Source organism: Psychrobacter sp. UBA6766 (genome assembly GCF_002453355.1).
Lineage (GTDB): Bacteria > Pseudomonadota > Gammaproteobacteria > Pseudomonadales > Moraxellaceae > Psychrobacter.
This window is the reverse complement of sequence record NZ_DKGQ01000042.1, coordinates 67,424-89,498: the sequence shown is the minus strand read 5'-3', so window position 1 is coordinate 89,498 and position 22,075 is coordinate 67,424. Positions and strand designations below refer to the sequence as shown.

The 22,075-nt window shown below is 43.0% G+C and carries 14 protein-coding genes; 13 read left to right on the top strand and 1 reads right to left on the bottom strand.

The window, feature by feature from the left end:
• Window positions 1–69 precede the first annotated feature (69 nt).
• Window positions 70–5,079: a translocation/assembly module TamB domain-containing protein gene (locus B4K26_RS09555; RefSeq protein WP_296245127.1), complete on the top strand. Its 5,010-nt coding sequence runs from the start codon at window positions 70–72 to the stop codon at window positions 5,077–5,079.
• Window positions 5,080–5,210: 131 nt separating this feature from the next.
• Here B4K26_RS09555 and hemP read toward each other — a convergent pair whose 3' ends face one another.
• Entirely contained in the window at window positions 5,211–5,369 is a 159-nt protein-coding gene (hemP, locus tag B4K26_RS09550; protein ID WP_227672156.1) for a hemin uptake protein HemP, read from the bottom strand.
• A gap of 232 nt (window positions 5,370–5,601) precedes the next feature.
• On the opposite strand from hemP, the gene B4K26_RS09545 reads away from it, so the two are divergent.
• The 12 genes from B4K26_RS09545 (at window position 5,602) to tadA (ending at window position 22,020) form a co-directional block, all read left to right on the top strand.
• Complete coding sequence (locus tag B4K26_RS09545) at window positions 5,602–6,756, top strand: NUDIX domain-containing protein (RefSeq protein ID WP_296245123.1); 1,155 nt, start codon at window positions 5,602–5,604, stop codon at window positions 6,754–6,756.
• Between the two features lie 537 nt (window positions 6,757–7,293).
• Entirely contained in the window at window positions 7,294–8,559 is a 1,266-nt protein-coding gene (locus B4K26_RS09540) for a lipocalin family protein (protein ID WP_296245121.1), read from the top strand.
• A gap of 342 nt (window positions 8,560–8,901) precedes the next feature.
• The gene (locus tag B4K26_RS09535) at window positions 8,902–10,347 is read left to right on the top strand and encodes a glyceraldehyde-3-phosphate dehydrogenase (RefSeq protein ID WP_296245118.1); all 1,446 of its coding nucleotides are present in this window, start codon (window positions 8,902–8,904) and stop codon (window positions 10,345–10,347) included.
• 358 nt (window positions 10,348–10,705) lie between these two features.
• Window positions 10,706–11,908, top strand: coding sequence for an Obg family GTPase CgtA (gene cgtA / locus B4K26_RS09530; RefSeq protein WP_296245116.1), 1,203 nt, complete (start codon window positions 10,706–10,708; stop codon window positions 11,906–11,908).
• A gap of 125 nt (window positions 11,909–12,033) precedes the next feature.
• On the top strand, window positions 12,034–13,206 hold the full coding sequence (proB, locus tag B4K26_RS09525; protein ID WP_296245114.1) for a glutamate 5-kinase: 1,173 nt from the start codon (window positions 12,034–12,036) through the stop codon (window positions 13,204–13,206).
• A 239-nt stretch (window positions 13,207–13,445) separates the two neighbouring features.
• Window positions 13,446–14,582 carry a uroporphyrinogen decarboxylase gene (gene hemE / locus B4K26_RS09520; protein ID WP_296245112.1) on the top strand — a complete coding sequence of 379 codons (1,137 nt, stop codon included), beginning with the start codon at window positions 13,446–13,448 and terminating at the stop codon, window positions 14,580–14,582.
• 170 nt (window positions 14,583–14,752) lie between these two features.
• Window positions 14,753–15,820, top strand: coding sequence for an N-acetyl-gamma-glutamyl-phosphate reductase (gene argC / locus B4K26_RS09515; protein WP_296245110.1), 1,068 nt, complete (start codon window positions 14,753–14,755; stop codon window positions 15,818–15,820).
• 103 nt (window positions 15,821–15,923) lie between these two features.
• Window positions 15,924–16,808 (top strand): hypothetical protein, encoded by an 885-nt coding sequence (locus B4K26_RS09510; RefSeq protein ID WP_296245107.1) that lies wholly within the window; start codon window positions 15,924–15,926, stop codon window positions 16,806–16,808.
• A 144-nt stretch (window positions 16,809–16,952) separates the two neighbouring features.
• On the top strand, window positions 16,953–17,360 hold the full coding sequence (locus B4K26_RS09505) for an ATP-dependent Clp protease adaptor ClpS (RefSeq protein ID WP_296245104.1): 408 nt from the start codon (window positions 16,953–16,955) through the stop codon (window positions 17,358–17,360).
• A gap of 633 nt (window positions 17,361–17,993) precedes the next feature.
• Window positions 17,994–20,573 carry an ATP-dependent Clp protease ATP-binding subunit ClpA gene (clpA, locus tag B4K26_RS09500; RefSeq protein WP_296245102.1) on the top strand — a complete coding sequence of 860 codons (2,580 nt, stop codon included), beginning with the start codon at window positions 17,994–17,996 and terminating at the stop codon, window positions 20,571–20,573.
• A 160-nt stretch (window positions 20,574–20,733) separates the two neighbouring features.
• On the top strand, window positions 20,734–21,471 hold the full coding sequence (locus B4K26_RS09495) for a uracil-DNA glycosylase (RefSeq protein WP_296245100.1): 738 nt from the start codon (window positions 20,734–20,736) through the stop codon (window positions 21,469–21,471).
• Window positions 21,472–22,020 (top strand): tRNA adenosine(34) deaminase TadA, encoded by a 549-nt coding sequence (gene tadA, locus B4K26_RS09490; protein WP_296245099.1) that lies wholly within the window; start codon window positions 21,472–21,474, stop codon window positions 22,018–22,020. It begins immediately after the preceding gene.
• Window positions 22,021–22,075: the final 55 nt, after the last annotated feature.

Sequence of the window (22,075 nt, the reverse complement as noted above, 5' to 3'; positions counted from 1 at the left end):
AGCAGCAAAAAGTCTTAATTTTTCATTCTAGCGCTTGCTGGTAATCGTTCTTTAACATAGCTGAGTGTCATGTTGACCAAAAATACCCCGCCAAATAAGCCCTCGGATGAAGATCCAGCAGAGCGCGATGCCCGCGCCGTCAGACGTTGGTATCCACTGTCTTTTTTGCTCAAACTAACGGTACTTATTCTTATTGTACTGGCGATCATGTTCGCTATATTTTTATATGCGGTTGGTACGGAATCTGGCACAAAATTCATTTTAGAAAAAATCAGTGCCGAGACGGGTATCAAGTTTAAATATGGTCGTGGTAATTTGCGCGATGGTATTTGGGTGACTGATATTGATATCCAAGCGAACGAAGACCTTGAGATATTGGTAGACAAGGCTTATGTCAAAATAGGTTGGCGCGCGGTGTTTGCTAAAGAAGTGCATCTTCGCGATGCCGATATCCAAACCATTGAGATTATCAATAATAAGCCGCCAACGGGCGAGCCGTTTGATTATCGAACCCTTAGTTTGCCGGTTAATCTACGTTTTGATCAGGCAAAAATAAAAACCATTACTTATAAACAAGTGACCAAAGATCCTATCGTCGTGCATGACATTGAAGGGCATGATTTGACGTGGGTCGGTAGTACGGTGACGGTCGGCCGCAGTAAATTACAATATGCTGATATTGTTAAAGTCAGTGCTTTAAAAGGTCAGGCGGATCTACAAGGCGACTACCCTTTAGATTTGAGCGCTATTGTCGAGGTGAGTGCGCTAGAAAAAGCCTATATTGATCCACTAAACATCACCGCAACGGGCACGTTAAAACGCACCATTGGTAAAGTACGTAGCCGCTATAATGACAGCGATGTCAGCGGTGATTTTGTGGTTCAGGGCTTGGATAAGGACTCGCCGTTTCAAGCGAAGCTAGAATGGGATGATATTTTGATTCCTTATGCAGACAGCCAAAATATTCACCTAAAAAGTGGGATGGCGACGGCATCGGGCGTCATCTCAGAGATACGTCTGCGTATCAATACTGAACTGACCGCCAAAGACATTCCATCGGGCCACTATCAAGGTCGTGGTATCATTGCCAATAGTCAGCTACGCGTTGATCGCTTGGATGCGCAAGTGCCAGCTGGCAACTTGATATTGCAAGGTATTTTAGATTGGCAAAACAGCTTTGATGCCAAAGTCCGCGCCACCGGAACGAATTTTGATATTCGTCGTGCGATTCCTAACGAGTATGCAGATTTTAAAGCTTATGCGCCGCAAAAGCTTAATGGTCGACTATCGGTTCATTATCAGTATAAAAACAAAGCGGGCAATCTAGAGATGGATGCAGATTTGCGTCAGCGTGACGGCGAACATCTCAATGCCAATATCGTTCGTGGCAAAACGCTCGCCCGTGGTCGAGCCGCCAAATCTAATCAAGTCGCGCCTTGGTATATCGATGCCAAATGGCAGAACCTTGTGCGCCGCAATGTCCCCAATATCGGCAATATTGACAGTCCAAGCGGACAAGCGGATGTCATCATTCGCGGCTCAAACTTATCGGTCGATGGTAATGCAGTCATTAATGAGCTAAATGCTGCCCCCAAAGGCAACTATGATGTTCGTGTCCGTAAAGCAGGCGATGTTATCAATATCAATCGTCTTAACTATAAAGGCATCGTGGGCGATTTATCAGGCACAGGGCAGATTCAACTGGCCAGCAAAAAACGTCCGCTAACGTGGCAAATTGATGCGCGTACCAATGGCTTATTACCTAAACAATATCGTAGTGATTTGCCGCTTGAGCGTTTAACAGGACATATCAGTGCGCGCGGACGACTGCTCAATATCAGTAAAAATCGCGTCAAAGGTCAGCGTCACATTATTAGCTTTACTAATACCGATTTGAAAGCAAACCTTGATGCCAGCCAAGATAGCCGTGCTATTGGTATCACAGGCGGCGGTGATGCCAGTGTCGATATTATCAGCGGCGAGCTATCTGTCTTTGATGCTCGTTTCGATGGTCACATTGATACCGCTGATGTTCCAAAAGGACGCTTATCGATTGATGCCGCTGGCACGCCAAAGCTGATTCGTATTCGCAAGCTTAACTATAATGGTGAAGCGGGCGCAGTACAAGCTAATGGCGTCATTGACCTCCGTCAGAACATCGGCTGGACTGTCGATGGTCGCTTCGACAAGTTTAACCTCGGTTATTTTTTACCAAATAACGCGGCCATTATCACCGGAGACTTAAAAACCAGAGGGGTATGGCAAACCGCCCCGAAAAACAAAAACAATGCTAAAGGGCAACTAAAAAACTTTGCGGTAAATTTTGACGGCATATTAGACGCTGAGCAATTACCAGCGGGTAAACTCACCATTGATGCCAGCGGTGATGCGCAGATTATTCGAATTAAGCGTTTCCGTCATGTGGGCGCAGCAGGCAGTATAGATGCTAACGGTACGGTTGATGTGCGTCGAGGTATCGCTTGGGATATTAATGCGGTGATGAACCGCTTTAACTTGGGCTATTTCTTTAAAGAGATTCCCAGTACCATTACTGGCACCATCGATACCGATGGACGCTGGAGCGATAATCAACAAATTATTAATATCAAACAAGTTAACCTAAGTGGTATGTTAAAAGGGCAACCGCTTAGTGCTAAAGGCAGTTTGACAGCGAAGATGCATTTACCAAAAGACTTAACCAGTTATTTTAAGCGCTTACAAGCACAAGATGCACAGGCGCAGTATCAGCAAGTCAACGCCTTAATCGACAGCTTAAATGCCAATAATTTGGTACTGCGTTGGGGCGATAATTATCTCACTGCCAATGGTAATGCCAAACAGCTACAAGCTAAGATTAATATCACCAGTCTCGATCAGCTCTCAGACAAGCTGGCGGGTAAAGTGACGGGCGGGCTCACCTTATCGCAACCAGTAGGACAGGCGCTACCAACGATTTATATTGATTTGGTTGGTGAACGCCTTGCGTTGCCAGGCTTTATTTTGCGTCAAGGTCGTATTCGCGGCAAGCTGGTCAATTTGGCCAACAGTCCAAGTCAGCTCATTATTAGCGCTGAAGGTTTGGATGCGGCGGGGCAAAGTTTTAAAAAGGTTTATGCAACCTTTAATGGCACGGAGCAGGCGCATGTGGTCGATCTTGAGGTGGCGAATGATGAGCTTGCTATCTCAGCTAGGCTTAAAGGCGGTTTTAATCGCGATAAGCTCAGTTGGTCAGGCGTCATTGGTAAAGGCCGACTCAAATCAAAATATGCGACGTTAAATCAACTTCAGCCTGCGCAATTGATTGTCAATTTACCTAAAAAACAAGGTAATAATTCAACAGACTTAAAAGTTCAATTAGCTGCTCACTGTTGGCAAGCGACTGACCAAACGGGCAAGCTGTGTTTACGTGAAAACTTAATTGCCTCACCAGCCAGCGGTCAGGTCAATTTAGCCGTACAAAATTTGGATACGTCGCTGTTTTCGGTCTTTTTACCAAAAGATATTGATTGGCAAGCCAAGATTAATGGTAAAGCGATTGTCGGTTGGCAACATGGTCGTCCGCCGACGATTAATACTACCTTATACTCTGACAACGGTAAAATCGGCTTGATTCAAGATGGCGATAGTCAGCCGGTTACCTTGCCTTATAAACGCGTGTCCGTTATTGCTTTGTCCGTTCCTGAAGGTATTAAGCTGCGTACGGATATCAATACTGGCCGCGGCGCGCGTGGCTATGCCGAAGTCATCGTCAACCCTTATAAAACGCCGAAACCTATCTCGGGTGCGCTGGTGCTTAATGAGCTTAATTTAGCAATATTTAAGCCATTCTTCCCCGGAATGCGCGTGCTTGAAGGCAATATCACTATGGCAGGGGGCCTAGGGGGAACGCTCGATAAGCCGCAGTTTTATGGGGATGTTAAGCTGGCTGACGGCCGTATTGCGATGCTTGACTTGCCCATCAATTTAACCAAAGTCAATGCGGATGCCAAAATTCGCGGCACGCAAGCGACCATTGCAGGCAAGTTTAATAGTGGTACGGGCGCAGGCACGCTGACCGGAACGGTTAATTGGCAACAAAAATTGCAGGCTAAGCTAAGCATTATTGGCAAGCGTTTGATATTAACCCAGCCGCCATTATTGGTCGCTGAAATCAACCCTGATATCGACATCATCGTGCGACCAGGCGACCGTTATGTCAATATTACGGGCGCTGTCAGTGTGCCGTCAGCGACCATTCGTCCACCAGAAGCCAGTGAAGACATCATTACCCAAACCGAAGACGCTGTCGTGCTCGATCGCCGTTTAATTGGTAATATTGACGAGGTTTTGGCCCTCTCAAAACCCTGGTCAATCAATGCCGATATTGGTGTTGACTTAGGCGACGATATCAACTTCCGTGGTTTTGGCGCGGTGATTCCTTTAGCAGGCGCGATTAATGTGACTCAAAATGGCACTGGCATTATGCGTGCCAAAGGCGTCGTCCAAGTGGCTCGTCGTACCAATGTCAACATCTTTGGCCAGAGCCTAGAGCTTAATTACGGTCAAGTACGTTTTAATGGCGATGTGATGAAACCCAATCTTAGTATCGAGGCAGTGAAAACCATTAGTGGTAAAACAGTCGGCGTGCGCGTTAAAGGCAATACAGAAAATCCAAATATTATTGTCTTTAACAATGCTGGTCTCACCCAGCAGCAAGCAATGAATGCCTTGGTAACGGGCCGAATTAATAATAAGAGTGCAACCCAAATCAGTGAGCAAGGCTTTAAATCGCAGGTCACCAATAATCTGGCAGCAGCAGGATTGAGCTTTGGTCTCAGCGGTACACGGTCCCTAACCAATCAGATAGGTCAAGCGTTCGGCTTTCAAAGTTTGACGGTTGATGCTTCAGGAAGTAGTGATGATACCAACGTCAACGTCACCGGTTACGTGACCCCTGACTTATATATTCGCTATGGGGTTGGGGTGTTTAATGCTCAAAACAGCCTATCTGTCCGTTATCAGCTGACGCGCCGCATTTATGTGGAAGCAACCTCAGCGGCGGAAAATGCGGTGGACGTGGTTTATAGTTGGCAATTCTAGTCTTAAAATTTTTCGTTAACAGTAGATTATTTAGGACACGCCTTAATTAGTTTGATCTAATAAAAAGTTAGTTTGAGCCAATAAAAAACGCCTTTTGATAAAGGCGTTTTTTTATGAGGCTGGCAGCTTATTTATTTGGTTAAAATTAAGCGGTTATTACGCGTTAAGCGTAAGCGATATTCTTCGCCTTCATGCTCAATTCGTACCTCTTTAGTTAGCGCAAACAGATGTTGTGACTGTAACGTAGGTAAGCGATTTTCGCGGCAGTTTAAATAACGAGAGATGACCATGCTCATAGTAAATTCCTTTTGATAAAATAGTTGAGTGCAAAACAGTGATATAAATAAGTTATTAACGATAATAATTATCATTTACATTGAAGGCTTTTGCAAGCCAATTTGTAAAATAAATTGCAACTATTATGTAAACTTATATAACGCCTTATTTATAAAGGCGGCAAAAGTTATAGCCCAATTTATAACCCAAAACAGCAACCTTTTACTTTTAATAAAGGACACTCGGATGATCAGTCATTCAAACACTTTGATTAACAACTCATCAGATATAAACGAGGCAGGCACAAACAAGGCAAGCACGAATAGACCAGTGACCGTCGTTAATGTAGCGGTAGCGGTCATTTATTATCAGGATCAGTATTTGCTGGGGTTTAGAGATGCCTTTCAACATCAAGGCAATCGTTACGAGTTTGTAGGCGGCAAGATAGATGTCAATGAAACGGCTAAGCAAGCACTGATACGTGAAGTCGCTGAAGAGACAGGTATTGTTATTGCTAGTAATAGCGCCGTGAAGCTTGGTCGGTTACATCACGACTATGGTGATAAGCAAGTTTGCTTGCAGGTTTATAAGGTGGCGTTGACAGCAAAGCAGTATGAGCAGCATAAAGATTGTGAGCAAGGTTTAGAAGGGCAGACGCTAACATGGGTGGATAAGCCGAGGCTACTAGCGGGAGATTTCGAGTTACCAGCTGCTAATAAGACCATTCTTGAGTGGCTGCGCTTACCGCAACAGATAACCATTACCTATCCGTTAGCTCATTTTAGTGAGGCAGCTCATCCAGCAGCAGCGTGGTTACAATATCAAGAAGCGCATTTAGCGCATGGCGCGTGGGTTTATGTCCGACTAAAAGCCATAGATTCAAATAAAGCAGTCAAGCAGTTGCTGAACTCGCGTCCTGATATTCAGGCGATTGTGCCTGCTGAATTTGAAAGCAACCCAGCACGTAAAGAAGTCGTAAACTGCCAAATTGTAGCAGAGCATTTAACCCAGACGCAGCTTATGCGCTGGTCGAGTGATATTAATAATAATGTTGATTATAAAAATAGCGTCTCTCAATGCGGCACCTCTTCAAACTATTCTATAGGTTATCCGCTAATCGTCAGTTGCCACGATGCTGAAAGTATTTACGCGGCTAACAAGTTAGCACGCGCGCGTTTACAACAGCAATTATCACCCGTCATCGGTATTTTCTTGTCGCCAGTTTTAGCCACTCAGAGCCATCCTGAAACGGCTCCGCTTGGTTGGCAGACTTGGGCAGAGTTAGCGGCGTTAGCAGATATGCCAGTGATTGGTTTAGGTGGTTTATCACCAGAGATGAGTAAGCAAGCGGAGCATTATGGCGGCGTGGCAGTTGCTGGGATTCGTCAGTTTTTTCAGTAGTATTTAAGGTGATTTTTTCATTATTATAGAGGCGTTTTAAAAACCAACATTAAACCAGAAAATTAGGTAAAAGGACAAAGCCAAAACCAGATGCAAAGCTAGCTACAGGTATGGTTTAAATGATGACAAATCACTGATTTTAAATCTGTTTTTACACTCCGTAACTATGTATTTATTGTATGCCACAAATACAGAATTACTTACAAACCGTTGCGTTTTCCTACATTGCTACACTGTTTTTAGCACAGCTTTGCCATTAATATAAATCTTCAAATTATCAAAGGGCGCTGAATCAACTTGTTAAGAGCGGTTTATCAGAAATTCATCTATCTAAACACTTCTTATCTATCGTTATTTTATTCATCGCAGCGCCGCTTAGAAGGTATAGTAAATATAGGTTATAACAGTATTTAATTTTCAGTCATTCCTCTTTTATATCTAAAGTGATTATTGAGAATTATTTCATACTTAGTTAATCAATATAAAATTTGATATATGAAGAATTTTTAACTATCACTATTAATGAATGGTACTCCTATGAAAACCAATAAGTTACCTAAGTCAGCATGGCCTGATTCTCAGGCAGCTGGTTCTCAATCAAAGCAGACTAGCCAGCCAAGTCAGCATTATCTTGATAAAGACTATTTAAATAAAGGTTATCTCAATACAAAGAATGGTTCGCAAACAAGTAATGCCAGTAACGATGCCAGCTATCATAGTGACAGCTCTGATATCGTGTCAGTAAATAATTTGGCGCCAGTTAAATCGGCAATAAACAACGAATTTGGCTATAAAAACATTAAGAAAAGCATTCCTACGGCGCCAGAGTCTGCAGTGATTCAGAAAAGCAATAATAACAATAAAGAAGACGCACAAAGCGCTCAAAAATTACAAAGCAACGATTCACAAAGTAGCAGTTCACAAAGTAGCAGTGGATACAAAAAAGCCCATCATTATCAAAAAGTGCAAAAGACGACGGATATAAGCGTTGATGTAGCAGCAGATGGCGCAGTTAAAAGGCCATTAAAAAAGAATAAGTCTGATAGCCCTATCACCTCTGAAGCAAGTGAGGCTGAAGATACAGGTCTAACAAAGATACCAGAGCGTGTATTCATGAATGGTCTCATCAAGCATACAGGTATTGCCTTGGCAATTATTATACCGCTGGCGGCGTTTTCAGCGTATGCGGCAACGCCACCTATTGATGCAGCGGCTAAAGTTGACGTGACCGCTAATGCGACCACGGATAAAACCACCACCGAGACTTTATCTATTAAACCGAGCGCTATTATTCATAAGTCTGCCAAAACCCCAACCACAGTCGATAGCGTTGATCTAAAAAAATACGCGGGCACTTGGTATGAAATAGGGCGTTTACCGATGTATTTTCAGCGTAATTGTGCCAGTGATGTGACGGCAACTTATATTGAAAAAACCGACGGCTCAGGCATAAAAGTGATCAATCAATGCAAAGCGCAAGACGGTTCAGCAATTACGGCTGAAGGTTTAGCCAAACCAGCAGATGGCACTGGCAGTAAGTTAAAGGTTACTTTTTTACCGTCGTGGATTCGTTGGGTGCCCGTCGGCCGTGCTGATTATTGGGTGCTTGCCCGTGATGCCGACTACAAAACAGCATTGGTAGGCACGCCGGATAAAGACTATTTATGGCTGCTGGCTCGCTCACCAAATGTAAGCCAAAAAACTTATGCGAAATATCGTCAGATTGCGCAAAATCAGGGCTATGATTTAAAAGAGTTTAAGCTCACCCCGCAAAGTAATCAAACGGTGAAGCTGGTTCCATAAAGACGTCGTAGCCATATAAATGTTTTATATTCGTCATATTTTGGGAGAGGTTTTAGTCAATTAAAAATGGGTTAGCTGCATAGGTTGACTTTATTTTTATTAAGCAAATGATAAAATCGTAAAAAACGCTATAAGTTTGACAAATTCGGTTATCACTAGCAAAATAGGGCGTTTTAGGCTAAAATCTCCCTCATCTAAACACTACGACGATAAAAACTGTGAGGATAATCATTGTAGTAAGCGTCGAGCATTATCGTTTTAAGATCATTACCTAAATTAATGATGACCTATCTATTCATATTTCTTTCTACTTTACTGATTACCTAATTACTGACCAGAAGGATGTTTCTCGTGAGCAACGCTGATACCTTACGCCAATTACATCAAGACCACTTGAGCAATTATAACCAACAAGAGCAACAAGCCATTGAGCTCATGGGGCTATTAAATAAGCTTTATAATGAGCAAGATGTGCAAGTGACTTTGTTTGGCGATGCGCTAAATACGACGTCTGTCGGTCAAATATTGGCTTTGCATCAAAAAGTAGCACTACGTGATAAAGAGGCTAAATCTATCGACATCGCGGATACATTGGCGATGGTTAAGACGCTTGCAGAAAATAAAAACATCCAAACAGCGCGAATCGATGTAGGTCAGCTGATTGCTAATGACAATGATTTGCAAACGGCTTTGCAATCTATTAACAATAGTAATGATGCGGCTAATGGCGCGTCTGACGTCGTTCTATATGGCTTTGGTCGTATTGGCCGTATTTTGACGCGTTTATTGTTGTCACAAGCGTCAAGTGCCAAAGGCTTACAACTAAAAGCCATTGTTGTCCGTCCAGCAGCAGCAGGTGATTTGGCTAAGCGTGCCTCATTGCTTGAGCGTGACTCAATCCATGGTGGCTTCGCTGGCGGGGTGGTTGTTGATAATGAAAATAACGGTTTGATTATCAATGGCCGCTTTGTGCAGGTTATCTATGCCAAAGACCCAAGTGAAATTGATTATACTGCTTATGGTATCAATGATGCGTTAGTGATTGATAACACAGGTATTTGGAAGGATGAAGCCGGTCTTGGCAAGCACTTGCAATCGACTGGTGTGAAAAAAGTATTGCTAACGGCTCCTGCTGGTGGCGATATTAAAAATGTCGTTTATGGCGTAAATAACGATACGGTTGGTGATGACAGCATCGTCAGTGCAGCAAGTTGCACCACTAACGCAATCACGCCAACGCTAAAAGTATTGAATGATGAGTACGGTATTGAAAACGGTCACGTTGAAACCATTCACTCGTTCACTAACGATCAAAACTTAATTGATAACTATCATAAATCCGATCGCCGCGGTCGCAGTGCGGTATTGAACATGGTTATCACCAGTACCGGCGCGGCAAAAGCAGTTGGTAAAGCACTACCAGAGCTTGGCGGTAAATTAACGGGTAATGCTATTCGTGTACCAACGCCAAACGTCAGCTTAGCGATTTTAAACTTAAACCTTAAAACAGCACCTACTAGTGCTGATGCGTTAAATGAATTTATGCGTAAAGTATCTAATAGCAGTCAGTGGCAGACACAAATTGCTTATACGGATTCTACTGAAGCGGTATCGACTGACTTTGTCGGTGATACGCATGTCGGTATTGTTGATGCCCAAGCGACGATTTTGACAGAAAATCATGCTATCGTTTACATTTGGTATGACAATGAAGTCGGCTATAGCACTCAGGTATTACGCTTGGCAACGCAAATGGCTGGCATCAGCTATACGCAAATCCCAGCGTAAAATATTGCACAGCTGCTATTTTAGCTATTTCCATTTAGATAAAATGCTAAGGTAAAATAGCTATTCAGCAGTAAGTTTTATCATAGATAAATCGGTGTAAATCGTTAACGGCATTACTCAAACACCTGATAGTCCGAATGGTTATCGGGTGTTGTTGTCATGGAAAGTGCTATGTCATGATAAATACTAAGAGTAGCGTTGAATTCTAGTTAATATTATTTTTAAAGAATTATTTATACTTAGTAAGTTTTTTATAACTACCCAAACATATCATTTCCCAAACAAATAGCTACTACTTAAAATACAGTCGCCGACTGTGACCAGTTTATAAACTGGATGGTAAATAAAGGAACGTAAGATGCGATTTATTGATGAAGCCGTCGTAACGGTAAAAGCAGGTGACGGTGGTAACGGAATCGCCAGTTTTCGCCGAGAAAAGTATGTCCCACGCGGTGGCCCTGATGGTGGCGACGGTGGTAAAGGCGGAGACGTCTATGTCATTGCCGATGACAATACCAATACTCTAGTGGATTATCGTTATACCCGTCGTTATGACGCTATGCGCGGTGAAAACGGCCACAGTAAGAACTGTTCAGGTAAAGGGTCTGACGACATCTATTTGCCAGTTCCAATCGGAACAACTGTAGTCGATACCGAAACCGACGAAGTTTTAGGCGACTTGATTGAAATTGGTCAGACGTTATTGATTGCCAAAGGTGGCGATGGTGGTTTGGGAAATACCCATTTTAAAAGCTCGACCAATCAAGCACCGCGCAAAGCCACTTCAGGTTTTGAAGGCGAGTTGAAAGTGCTTAAGTTTGAGCTAAAAGTAGTTGCTGACGTCGGTTTAGTTGGTTTGCCTAATGCGGGTAAATCTACCTTTATTCGTCAGGTTTCTGCGGCCAGACCCAAGGTTGCCGATTATCCATTTACCACTTTAGTGCCAAATTTAGGCGTGGTAGATATCGGTCGTCATCGCTCATTTGTGATGGCAGATATTCCAGGTTTAATCGAAGGTGCTTCAGAAGGTGCCGGACTTGGTATTCGTTTTTTAAAACATGTCGCTCGCACGCGTCGTCTGCTACACTTGGTTGATGTAAAACCGATTGATGGCAGTGACCCAATAGAAAACGCTCGCGTTATCTTAAATGAGCTTGAGCGTTTTTCGCCTGAATTGGCTAACTTGCCACAGATTTTGGTATTAAATAAAATCGATCAGGTTGCCGAAGAAGACTTAAACGAACTTTGTACGCATATTGTGGCTGAGCTTGGCTGGTCAGGAATGGTATTTCGTACCTCGACACTGACTGGCGAAGGCGTTGATGCGATTAAGTATCATTTGATGAATGAGATTGAGCGTGAGCGTGAGCGCGAACTTGAAGATCCGATTTTTGCCGAAGCCCAAAAAGAACGTTTTGAGCGTTTAGAAGCAGAAGTGCGTTTGAATACCGAAGCGCAGCGTGAAGCCTATCGTGCGGCTCGCAAAGCGGCGCGTGAAGGCATCAATTTAGACGACGATGACGATTTTGACGATGGCGTTGAAGTGGAATACGTTCCTTAAGTATCGCTAAGGTTAAATAGGTCTAAGGTTAAATCAACAAGCGTTTATTTTTCGTTTTTACATAGGTAGGCGTACAGTTTTAATATAATCCACGTAATTCATTTACCCTAGCAACAGGAGTTTATATGGCAGTTGACATAGAGAACACGACAGAAGAAGCAAGGTTTGTTAAGCAAGCTCGCAACTTTGATATTCGGCGCGTTATTGTCAAGATTGGCTCATCACTATTAACCAATAATGGACGAGGGCTTGATCGAACTGCCATTTATGAATGGGCAAAGCAGATTGCAAAACTGCATAAGCAAGGCGTGGAAGTATTATTAGTGTCATCAGGTGCGGTTGCTGAAGGCGTGGTACGTATGAATCTTGACGAGCGTCCAAGAAAATTAGCGGCGCTACAAGCCTGTGCGTCCATCGGTCAGATGGGCTTGATTGAAACTTGGTGGTCAGCATTGATTCAGCATGGTATTCAAAGCTCGCAGCTGCTACTAACCCATGATGATTTGTCTAGCCGTAGTCGCTATTTGAACACGACGGGGGCGCTGACGCAATTGTTAGAGTGGCGCGTGCTGCCAGTGATTAATGAAAATGATACCATTACCATTGACGAGATCAAATTCGGCGATAATGACACTTTAGGCGCAATGGCCGCGGCGATGGTTAATGCTGATTTATACATTATCCTGACCGATCAAGAAGGTGTCTTTACTGACAATCCTCGCAACAATCCGAATGCCAAAATGATTCGCCAAGAGCGAGCGATGGCGGATTATTTATTTGATATTGCTGGCGATGGCGGCAAACTTGGTCGCGGCGGTATGCTAACCAAAATCCGTGCCGGTCGCCTTGCTGCTATGGGTGGTTGTCCGACGGTTATCGTCAGCGGTGCTATCGACGATGTGATTACTCGTGTGGTATCTGGTGAAGCCGTCGGTACGCTATTGACTACAAATGATGAAGATAAAATCATTGCGCGTAAACAATGGTTAGCGGCGCATTTACGAATGTCTGGTACTTTAATTGTCGATGCGGGCGCTGCAAAAGCGGTCGTTGAGCATCACAAAAGCTTATTACCAGTCGGTGTTGTAGAAGTCCGCGGCGATTTCGATGAAGGCGACGTGGTTGAGATTGTGCATCAAGATACGGGCGAGCGTATCGCAGTTGGTCAAGTGAACTTCTCATCGCGTGACGCTTGCCGTGTGGCTCGTGAACGTACTGAGCAGTTTGATAGAATCCTTGGCAACAAGGAAGAGCGCGTGGTCATGGTACATCGAGACAATTTGGCATTGACAGCATAGCCATTTTTAGCCTGTCTAGATGGCCATCAATTGAATGGCGGTCACGCTCTAGTCGGTGTTTTCAAAGCTTAATAGTAAGTGGTATTTAAAACGGAAAAGCAAATATCAAAAAACGATAGCGTTTTTCAGACTTAAAGGCCGCTATCTATGTGTGATAAGCATTTATTATTCTTTTCTTTTACTTATTTTATCTAGCTCTGTTGTTTTATTTAATACGGGGCCGTTTTGGAGAGTTGTACATGAGTGCTTCAGACAGTAATAATGCGCTTGAGCAGAACTTTGCGCCTTTAAAAAATGATAGATTGCTACGAGCACTCCGCTTTGAGCCCATAGACACTACGCCTGTTTGGATGATGCGCCAAGCTGGCCGTTATTTACCAGAATATAAAGCCACACGCGCTGAAGCCGGTGATTTTATGAGCCTGTGTAAAGATACCGCCCGTGCGACCGAGGTCACCTTACAGCCTTTACGTCGTTTCGACTTAGACGCCGCCATCTTATTTAGTGATATTTTGACCATTCCTGATGCCATGGGATTGGGGTTGTACTTTGAAACAGGTGAAGGTCCGAAGTTTAAACATCCCATTCGTACACAAGCTGATTTAGACAGATTGCCCGTGCTTGACATGAATGACTCGCTTGATTATGTCATGCGTGCGGTGACGAGCATCCGTAAAGCGCTGAATGGACAAGTGCCGTTATTTGGTTTTTCTGGTAGCCCTTGGACATTGGCAACCTATATGATTGAGGGCGGTAGCTCAAAAGACTATCGCTATACCAAAGGGTTTTTATATAGCAATCCTGATTTTTTACATCAATTATTAGACAAACTAGCAAGAGCGGTGATCGATTATTTGGATGCGCAAGTGGTCGCCGGTGCACAAATCTTACAAATATTTGATAGCTGGGGCGGAGCACTGGGTCATCGTCAATTTGTCGATTTCTCGCATGCTTATAATAAGCGTATTGTCGCTGAACTAAAAGTACGTCATCCTGATATACCCGTCGTGCTATTTACCAAAGGCGGCGGTATTTGGCTTGATGTGCAAGCCGATAGTGAGGCCGATGCTTTGGGGCTCGACTGGACGATGCCTATTAATCGTGCCCGTCAAGTGCTGACAGAAAGTCAGCGTCAATTGACCAAACAACATAAAAAACTACAAAGTAGTAAAGCTATTCAGGGTAACTTAGACCCCGCGACTTTGTACGGCTCGCCTGCGACCATCCGTGCTGAAGTCAATGCTATGCTAGACAGTGCTTATGCCAGTGGCGAAAAAACCGGTTATGTGGCAAACTTAGGTCATGGTATTACCCAGTGGGTTGACCCTGAAAATGCCAAAGTATTTATCGATGCGGTACATGACTATAAAATTTAAGTTATAAAATTTAACACCGCTAACCATTAAAAAAGCGAGCGTTTAACAGTGCTAGTAGTAGCGCTAATATTTAGCAGCTAATAAGGTTTAATGTTAACTTTAGACCTTAGAGCTGTCTAGATTCGCTACCTAACCTAGATAGTTACGCATCAAAAGAAAAAGGATATCTTATGATTTCAGCAGCGATTGTCGGCGGTACAGGCTATACAGGAATTGAGCTGATTCGCTTATTATCTGCCCATCCTGAAGTGTCTATTGACTTGCTTACGTCACGTAGTGAAGCTGGCACCCGAGCTGATGAGATATTTCCAAGTTTACGCGGTATCTCAGATATCGTTTTTAGTGACTTAGGTGATGATACGCTTGCTACCTTACAAAAATGTGATGTGGTATTTTTTGCTACCCCGCATGGCGTAGCAATGAAGCAAGCAGAGGCGTTAACTGAAGCAGGTGTAAAGGTCATTGATTTGGCGGCAGATTTTCGCTTGCAATCATTAACTGAGTTTGAGCGCTGGTATCAGCAGGCTCATGCGTGTCCTGAATTGTTAAAAACAGCTGTTTATGGTTTACCTGAAATCAATCGAGAAAAACTCGTTAATGCATCAGTCGTCGGCAACCCTGGTTGTTATCCAACCACCGCTATCTTAGGCTTAAAGCCCATTATTGATGCCCAAAACCAGCAAGCGGAAAGATTGGTTGGATCACGTATCGTCATTGATGCAAAATCTGGCGTTTCGGGCGCAGGTCGTCAAGCAAAGCTTGCCCTCAATTATGCGGAAACCACCGACAATTTTAAAGCCTATAGCGTTGAAGGACATCGGCATTTACCAGAGATTGAGCAGGGCGTTGCGCAGTTACTAGAAAGTCAGTTTGACCATCGTATTCGTTTTTTACCGCATCTTGTACCAATGATACGCGGCATGCTGAGCTCTATTCATTTAGAGCTTACAGAGGCGGGAACGGCTATTGATTGGCAGCAAATGTTTGAAAAAAGCTATGCGGCAGAGCCATTTGTCGATGTAATGCCAAAGGGGCTTTATCCAGATACGCGCAGTGTGCGTGCCAGTAATCGCCTGCGTATTGGTATCCATCAGGATAATGAGCGTGCTGAGCTGACGGTAATAGTTGTTCAAGACAATTTGGTAAAAGGCGCTGCTGGACAAGCAGTTCAAAATATGAATGTGATGTTTGGTTTCGATGAATCAATGGGCTTAAACTTCGCTCCTATCGTTCCTTAACAGATGTCTAGCTATTAACAAATCCTTCATATTTACGATGCTAGGTATTGATTATAAATTCCGCTATAATAACCTGCCTTTATTGTTAAGAGATATCGTCTAAATGCGTTTGAAGAGTGCACCACGCCTTTGCCAACAGCCTGCACGTGTTTCGTGTCAAGACTCTGTTTCCTATGATGTGGGGCACGATTCGCATCTCTGTTATTTCCAATATCGTTACAATGACGCAGTTATAAGTAGTCGTGGTATCAATCGTACACAGCAAGGAGCTTCTACTTTAGTATTGGCATTATTTGTGGTGGCGGTATTGGTGACAGCATTGGTTGGACTAACATTTGGTCATAAACTTGGTTATCAGCGTGGCTACTATTCGATGCAAACGGAAGCCAAGCAAGCAGTTATTACTAGCCAAGAAGCGACGCAAGAGTTAAAAGATTTACGTCTTAGCAGTAAAATCGCGACCAATGAAGCGGCTACCGCTAAGCAGGAATTAGAAATAAGTTTGGCAAACTTGAAAGAGCTGCGCGAAAACCAACAGGAATTGACGGTCGAAAATAGACAATTGTCGCAGCTTAATGAAATATACGCCGAGCTTCTTAGTGAGAAAGGTGGTATGCCTTTACAAATACTTGGCGCTAAGATTAAACCATTACCTGAAAATGCTTTTGAATATGGTTTTGATGTGGCCATGCTGGCAAGCGACGGTAAAGCTAAGCGCTTAAAACCTACCTTGACTTTACTTAATGATAATGATTTTGTAGAAGTGCCGTTAGAACCATTGAGCTATACCATCGATGGCATAACCCGTATTCGCGGTCGCTTTATGATGCCAGTAGGATTTAAACCTTTGCAGGTTAAACTGAACTTAAAAGCAGGTGGTCAAGAAGTAGAGCAGTTATATGACTGGAAGCTTGGCGATAAAGTCGATAGTATGCCATTATCTTTACTAGATTTACCAGAGCTTGATGAAAGCCCTATTGAGCCTTAATCGTTTAATATTTGATTGAGCTTTTATTTTTTAATGTATGAATACTTTCATGTCTTATGCCCCGTGATATATCGACATGTCTGCTGATTTTTTTCATTCTCCCTTATTCTGTTATAAACATATCTGTTAATTTGTATCCTAATTATGACAAAACAAACCATATTTCAATCGACGCCTACCGTTGCAGATTGGCATTTTCCGAATATGCCAACGCATTTGGCGCAAGAGGACAATACCGAGGGTGAAACCTCCCCGCAAGCTGATGTATTGGTGGCAGAGCCGGAAGTGGCAAAGCCGCCGATGTATGCTGTGGTCATGTACAACGATAACTACACTCCGATGGAGTTCGTCGTCTATGTGTTGCAGTCTGAATTCCGTCACAGTATGGATTCAGCAGTTGAGATTATGCTGACGATTCATAATAGTAGTAAAGGTATTGCGGGTATTTATCCAAAAGATATTGCCGAAACCAAAGCCAAAAAGGTCAATAGTCTTGCTCACCGTGAAGGTTATCCTTTATTGACTCAGATCGAGCCGCATCAAGGCGAATAATTTTTAGTACATTTTTGTTTTAAATCCTCTTCGATTCTTACTGCTTGTTACTTTTCTTGTTTCCATGTCTAAAAAAATTCCTGACGTAGAGCGAGCCTGATGAGTTGTTCATGGGCTTGCTCTAGAATACCTATACATTCTAAGTATGGTGTCTATTCTTCTATTTATTCTCCTCTAAATCTGTCTACCCTTCAATTTCAGACTTGATTTTATGCTGATATAACCTTATATATTAAAGTATACTCTTGTACACTCAGTTATATTTAACCCCTCATTTTCTGCAAGCCGTTTTAGCCTTTTATATTTTCATTATATCCAACCGTTAATCTTGAAGACATACGTTCGACGTCCTTTGTTATCAGATATTGATTATATATAGCGAGCAAGCTTGTTGGACACTTCGATACATTTTAGTAAGCGTTAAAAGATTGACTATGTTCAAGTATCATGTTGAGATAAAGGTAAGACGCAAATAATACTCAAGCCTTGGAAGACATCGTTCAATAATATGCAGTCATGTCTCCTAATAATCTCAACATCGCCCTTGAACAATCCATCTATTGCCCTGATTTAGTTACTAACTCATTCATAAAGCTATCAATAATAAGATAGGTACAACCGTAGGAAGTCCTTATGTTAAGTCGTCATCTTGAAGTTTCTTTGCGTTTAGCAATGACACTTGCGCGCCAAAAATCGCATGAGTATCTCACTGTTGAACATCTGCTATTAGCATTATTGGAAAATACCAATGCTGCTAATACGTTGACTGCTTGCAATGCCAATGTGTCAACGTTGCGTAGTGAGCTAGAAGCTTATATCAATAAGCATACGCCAACTGTAGACGCAGATTCTGAACAATCACCACAGCCAACCCAGAGTTTTGATCGAATTTTGCAACGTGCTATTTTTCACGTGCAGTCTATCGGTGGTGGTCGTTTGGTTGAAGGTTCTGATATTTTAGTATCGATGTTTTCAGAGCATGATACCTATGCCGTTTATTTGCTTAAAAAGCAGGGTATCAGCCGTCTTGAATTGACTCAGTATTTATCGCATGGTCAAGATAAAGATGAGCCATCTGAGCCACGTGCGTCGATGACTGGCGAGCGCCGCAGTGCTTCTGACAAAACCAGTAAAGATCCATTGGTTGAATTTGCAACCAACTTAAACCAACGCGCCGCTGAAGGCAAAACTGACCCATTAATTGGCCGTGGCCCTGAGATTGAACGCGCGGCCCAAGTATTATGTCGCCGCCGTAAAAACAACCCGCTATTGGTGGGTGAGCCGGGCGTTGGTAAAACCTCGATTGCCGAAGGTTTGGCGTGGCTGATTATCAATGATAAAGCACCAAAACCTTTGAATGGTTGTGTGATTTATAGCCTAGATATTGGCTCATTAATCGCTGGCACTAAGTACCGCGGTGATTTTGAAAAACGTATGAAATCGCTACTGGATGCGCTAAAGAAAAAACCCAATGCGATTCTGTTCATTGATGAAATTCATATGATCATTGGCGCAGGTTCGTCAATGAGTAGCAATATGGATGTGTCAAACTTAATCAAACCCGCACTTGCTAATGGTGAGCTGCGCTGTATTGGTTCAACGACCTTTACCGAGTACCGTCAGGTATTTGAAAAAGACCATGCCTTATCACGTCGTTTCCAAAAAATTGACGTAAAAGAACCAAGTGTCGATGACAGTATCGATATCTTACGTGGGCTTAAGCCGCGTTATGAAGAATTTCATAATGTCGAATATACCGATGAAGCCTTGATAACCGCTGTTCAATTATCGGCCAAACACATTCACGAACGTTTTTTACCCGATAAAGCCATTGATGTTATCGATGAAGCCGGGGCTTATAAGCGCTTAGGTATCGTGGCTGATGCGGACGATATTGATGTAGAAGAAAGCTTTATTGCTAATTTAGAACAAGACTTTGATGCGCAAATCGAGGCCGATGAAGAAGGTCTTGCTGGTGATACTGACGATGACGGTTTTGATGAGAAAAGCACTGCCAATGAAATGCAAGATGAAGCAGAGACGGCAAAAGCGAATGATCGGGCAAAAGCAAATGGCGATAAAAAATCTAAAGCCAAACGCGCTCCAATAAAAATCGATGTGGCAGATATTGAAGCCATCATTGCTAAGCTTGCGCGTATTCCGCCCAAATCAGTATCGAGTGATGATAAGAGTATTCTCGAGCATTTAGATCGTGACCTTAAGCACTTAGTGTTTGGTCAAGATGAAGCGATTGAAACCTTGGCTGATGCGATTAAACTGTCGCGAGCTGGGTTAAAAGCACCGGATAAACCAATTGGCTCATTTATGTTTGCTGGTCCTACTGGGGTTGGTAAAACGGAGGTCTCGCGTCAGTTGGCAAATCTATTGGGTGTAGAGTTGGTACGCTTTGATATGTCAGAATATATGGAAGCACATACTGCGTCACGTTTGATTGGTGCGCCTCCGGGTTATGTCGGTTATGATCAAGGTGGCTTGCTGACCGAAAAAATCAATCAGCATCCACATTGTGTCTTGTTGCTTGATGAAATTGAAAAAGCGCACCCTGATGTCTTTAACTTGTTATTACAAGTCATGGATCATGGTACTTTGACTGATAACAATGGCCGCGTTGCTATCTTTAAACAAGTCATTGTCATCATGACCACTAACGTTGGCGCTGAAAGTATTAGCCGTTCTTCTATGGGCTTTACCCAGCAAGACCATAGCCGCGACAATACAGAAGCGCTCAAACGTGTCTTTACCCCTGAGTTCCGCAACCGTTTAGATGCGATTATTCAGTTTAACGCTTTAGATACCTCGGTCGTGGTATCGGTGGTCGATAAGTTCTTGGTTGAGCTACAAGTTCAGCTCGATGATAAGCAAGTGACGCTTGAGATCGATGACGAAGTTCGTGATTACTTGGCCGATAAAGGTTATGATCGTCTAATGGGTGCGCGTCCTATGCAGCGTCTGATTCAAGACGAGATTAAAAAGCCATTGGCAAGTATGATTTTGTTTGGCGACTTGGTGAATGGTGGGGTAGTACACTTAACCTTAGCGCCTGAAGACGTTAATGAGCAAGACAGTGATTCTGTTAAGCTTGAGAAAAATAGCGGCAAATCTTCGGATAGAGGTTCATCAGACAGTCGTATTATCTTAACGGTCGTTGAGACTCATGAGCCGCGTCCAGACTCTGAATCATTGGCTAGCTAAGTTTTTGCTACTAATATGATAACAACGGTTACTGCGGTAGCCGTTTTTTTATTGCTATAATTTATTATAGAAAAACAGTTTGCGTTAAGACAGTTTTAAATCCCATTTAAAATACTGGCGAAAGTATTTTAATTCTATAACAAATAAAAAAGGACATACCATGGAATTGTTCGATGAGACATCCGCAAAAACAGAGGCGCAAAAAAAAGCGATTTTAGATAATGTGCGCTTACCAGAAGACTGGAAACAAGCCTTAGCAGAAGAATTGACTTCTAATAACATGGATGATTTACGGGCGTTCTTAAAAGAGGCGTATCAGTCAGACGACAGTATCTATCCACCTGCACCTTTGATGTTTAATGCTTTTAATTTGACGCCGTTATCGCAGGTCAAAGTCGTGATACTAGGTCAAGATCCTTATCATCGTCCAGGTCAAGCCATGGGGCTATCATTTTCTGTACCAAAAACCATTCCAAAGCCGCCGTCACTAAATAACGTGCTAAGAGAGATGGCAGATGATATCGGTATCGCACCTTCAAAACATGGCGATTTGACGTATTGGGCACAGCAAGGCGTTTTATTGTTGAATAGCTCGCTCACGGTGCAAGAAGGCGCGCCAAACAGCCATCAAAATAAAGGCTGGGAGCAGTTTACCGATGCGGTGATTGATGTGGTCAATGAACAAACAGAGCATACGGTATTTATATTGTGGGGCAGTAAAGCTCAGAAAAAGGGCAAATATATTAATACTGATAAACATTTAATTTTGACCGCTGTCCATCCATCGCCACTTGCTGCCAATCGTGGTGGGTTTTTTGGTTCTAAGCCATTTTCTAAAACCAATGATTATCTAATACAGCATGGTCAAAAGCCGATTGATTGGCAGTTACCACAATAAATGAAAAATTTACAAAATGTAAGTTTGCAGCCATTTCAGGCAGTTAACTACCAACTTGCTACAGATGAATTTTGGTCAGTCGAAGATGTTAACTGGATGCAAGAAGCGCTTAACCTTGCTAAGCAAGGTGCTGCGCGTGCAGAAGTGCCAGTAGGGGCAATATTGGTACACAATCAGCAGGCTATTGGGCAAGGATTTAATGAGCCGATTGGACGTCATGATGTCACTGCGCATGCTGAGATTGTCGCGTTACGTGATGCTTGTATGCGTTTAAACAACTACCGTTTACCATTACAAACAACGCTATATGTGACTTTAGAGCCGTGTACCATGTGTATTGGCGCGCTGATTCATGCTCGCGTCGATAGACTTATATATGCAGCGAGTGAGCCTCGTGCTGGCATGGTAGGTAGTCAAATGAACTTGGCTACCCAGCCTTTTTACAATCATAGTATTCGAGTACATAAAGGTTTGTGCCATGAACATAGCAGTCAGATGCTAAAGAACTTTTTTCGTGAGCGCCGGCAAGCGCTAAAAGATAAGAAGTAGGACAAAAAAGTCAGCACTTACTGTTAACAAGATATTATTGTCATTGCTAGTGATG

What these genes read in the sequence shown, in the direction of transcription:
- B4K26_RS09555 (WP_296245127.1), top strand. Translation starts at nt 70, where the DNA reads ATGTTGACCAAAAATACCCCGCCAAATAAGCCCTCGGATGAAGATCCA.
- hemP (WP_227672156.1), bottom strand. Translation starts at nt 5,369, where the DNA reads ATGGTCATCTCTCGTTATTTAAACTGCCGCGAAAATCGCTTACCTACG.
- B4K26_RS09545 (WP_296245123.1), top strand. Translation starts at nt 5,602, where the DNA reads ATGATCAGTCATTCAAACACTTTGATTAACAACTCATCAGATATAAAC.
- B4K26_RS09540 (WP_296245121.1), top strand. Translation starts at nt 7,294, where the DNA reads ATGAAAACCAATAAGTTACCTAAGTCAGCATGGCCTGATTCTCAGGCA.
- B4K26_RS09535 (WP_296245118.1), top strand. Translation starts at nt 8,902, where the DNA reads ATGTTTCTCGTGAGCAACGCTGATACCTTACGCCAATTACATCAAGAC.
- cgtA (WP_296245116.1), top strand. Translation starts at nt 10,706, where the DNA reads ATGCGATTTATTGATGAAGCCGTCGTAACGGTAAAAGCAGGTGACGGT.
- proB (WP_296245114.1), top strand. Translation starts at nt 12,034, where the DNA reads ATGGCAGTTGACATAGAGAACACGACAGAAGAAGCAAGGTTTGTTAAG.
- hemE (WP_296245112.1), top strand. Translation starts at nt 13,446, where the DNA reads ATGAGTGCTTCAGACAGTAATAATGCGCTTGAGCAGAACTTTGCGCCT.
- argC (WP_296245110.1), top strand. Translation starts at nt 14,753, where the DNA reads ATGATTTCAGCAGCGATTGTCGGCGGTACAGGCTATACAGGAATTGAG.
- B4K26_RS09510 (WP_296245107.1), top strand. Translation starts at nt 15,924, where the DNA reads ATGCGTTTGAAGAGTGCACCACGCCTTTGCCAACAGCCTGCACGTGTT.
- B4K26_RS09505 (WP_296245104.1), top strand. Translation starts at nt 16,953, where the DNA reads ATGACAAAACAAACCATATTTCAATCGACGCCTACCGTTGCAGATTGG.
- clpA (WP_296245102.1), top strand. Translation starts at nt 17,994, where the DNA reads ATGTTAAGTCGTCATCTTGAAGTTTCTTTGCGTTTAGCAATGACACTT.
- B4K26_RS09495 (WP_296245100.1), top strand. Translation starts at nt 20,734, where the DNA reads ATGGAATTGTTCGATGAGACATCCGCAAAAACAGAGGCGCAAAAAAAA.
- tadA (WP_296245099.1), top strand. Translation starts at nt 21,472, where the DNA reads ATGAAAAATTTACAAAATGTAAGTTTGCAGCCATTTCAGGCAGTTAAC.